Origin of the sequence: Pseudomonas neustonica, assembly GCF_003797945.1 — a bacterium.
Taxonomy (GTDB): Bacteria; Pseudomonadota; Gammaproteobacteria; order Pseudomonadales; family Pseudomonadaceae; genus Halopseudomonas; species Halopseudomonas neustonica.
Genome location: NZ_RKKU01000064.1, coordinates 1 through 2,130, shown reverse-complemented (window position 1 = coordinate 2,130; position 2,130 = coordinate 1). Strand labels below are relative to the sequence as shown.

Annotated in this window: 2 protein-coding genes; one reads left to right on the top strand and one right to left on the bottom strand. The window is 51.7% G+C overall.

Annotated elements, in window-relative coordinates; genetic code table 11:
* Positions 1-941 (top strand): formylglycine-generating enzyme family protein (locus tag EF096_RS20095; RefSeq protein WP_235869810.1); only part of this gene is annotated, 941 nt, incomplete at its 5' end.
* Positions 942-1,194: 253 nt separating this feature from the next.
* On the opposite strand, the gene EF096_RS20090 is transcribed toward EF096_RS20095, so the two are convergent.
* A complete protein-coding gene (locus EF096_RS20090; protein ID WP_123891511.1) occupies positions 1,195-1,509 on the bottom strand; it encodes a hypothetical protein in 315 nt (104 codons plus the stop codon).
* Between the last annotated feature and the right edge of the window lie 621 nt (positions 1,510-2,130).

The following is a 2,130-nucleotide window of genomic DNA, read 5'->3' as shown; positions in this document are numbered from 1 at the left end:
CACAGTCGCAGCCTCTGCCCCACAGTGAAAAGCTAAGCGCAGAGAAAGTCGAGGCCATCGCTCAGCGTATCAACGACCGCTACCCCGACCTATCGGGCAAGCTGCGCAAGCAAATACTCGCCACCGTAGTGCGCTCACTGGACAACATGGTGTTTATCGAGGGAGGAGAGTTCGAGATGGGCGACTTCGGCACTCTTTGCCAATACGATCCGGCAAATATGGGCCCTTGGCCCTATGGGCAGGAGCCGGAGCGACTTTGCCCAATTACGCCCGAGCGGCATGATGATTATCTGCATCAGGTGCGCTTGAGTAGTTACTATCTGTCTCGTTACCAGACTCGCCTTGAAGATTTTGATTTATTTCGAACCAGTTTAGGCCTGCCTCTTTTCAAGGCTGAATATCGTGATCGCGAGGATCTAGCTGACTACTTTGCCTCCGACAACCCCACTCCCGTCAAGTCTTGGCAAGAAGCAAAAGATTACTGCCTGTGGCTAGGTGAGCTAAGCAGCTACCCCGTCGATTTGCCCTCTGAAGCACAATGGGAATTTGCTGCCCGCAGTCGTGGGCAATATCTGCAATACACTACCGACAACGGAAACCTCGAAAATGGGCGCAATATACTTCATGACGATAAGACGTTCTTAGTTCCTGTTGGCCAATTCCCTGCTAACCCTCTTGGCCTCTACGACATGACAGGCAATACGACCGACTGGGTCAATGACTGGTACGCGGAAGATTACTATGCTCACTCCCCTCAACAAGATCCAAAGGGCCCTGAAAGCGGCATCCAAAAAGTTCGCCGCGGTTCAAATTACGCAGAAGCAAACTGGATGAGCGCCAATAGCGTCCGTCGCTGGCCAGATAACCCTAAAAGCGATGGATACTATCCCGGCTCAAGCTTCCGGTGCTCGATCCAGTCTGCCCAAGTACTAGATCAATAAATGCGAAGAATACTCTGGCTATTATGCTAGACCATCGAAGCGGCCACTAGTCCTTGCAGCCAACAGTAATGCGCGCTTGGCCATTGGGTTAGTGGGCGTCCATGCCAAAGTTCCTGCCGGGAGCGCGGTCTCGCCGCCCGACATAGCCAAAGCGCCGATGAAACGATTAAATTCTCGCTGCGGCTCACCATCTACCAAGCGATTTAACCTATCAAGGCTATACATCTAAAATCGGGGTCAGATGAGAATGGCACTAAGTTAAGCCGCCTTTGCACTGATTTGCAGCCCCAAATCGAGGCTCTTCGAGCCAGTGATAGGCCTCGTCCGTCATATAGCGATTGTTCTTGCGCAGCGCTTCTGCCAACAGAAACTGTGACTCCGAGTCACCCGCCTCTGCTGCGATGGTCAGATACGGCTCAGCAGATATCGCTTTGAACTGGTGATACAGGACGCTGCCACGCTCTTTGGCTGTCTGTTGCTCGGGCGTAAGGTCTGCGAAAGCAGGCGATACAAAAAGCCAGACAAGAATAAAAGATAAGTACTTCAACCTGGCCGTAAGGCTACTCACAGGCCCAGCACCTTATCGTCGGTTGAAGTCACTCGAAGGCAAACCATCAGAACAGGGTCTGGCTCTGTCAGCTTCTTTAGTAAGAGGTAGAACATCCGTTGTTCCTTGTGCTGAGTTGAAGCGGAATCTGCAGATACGTTGGCAGCGCCGTATTTTATCCAAGACCTGCGCAGGCCGGTGTGCGCTCGTAGTCAGAACACGCAAATGCAAACGCTTTATGGCTAGCGGCAAAATAGCTATGACTCAGGAAACTTAGCAAATCGAGTCTTCAGGAACGCGTATACGTTATTGAGGAGCCTTGCCGACCGGGGTGTCGCTTTGAGCTGCACAGCGAAAGGTTGTAGTGTTCACCTGACCCAGTTACTCGAAGTGAAAATTAGTCAGTAATCTCAGTTGAGAAAAACTAGCTCTTAGTGGCAAAAAGCAAGACCTGACCCCGGCCTTCCTCACCAAAAATGACCCCGCCACGTTTGCTATTCGTGAACAACGTCGGTGTTTTGCCTTAGCATCACGGCTACATTGCACCCCACAGCTCATCGCCACCAGGACGCTTGCATGTCTCGCCTTGCTCTACTGCCACTCTTTTTCCTGTTTTTTCTACATGGCTGTGATGCACAGTCG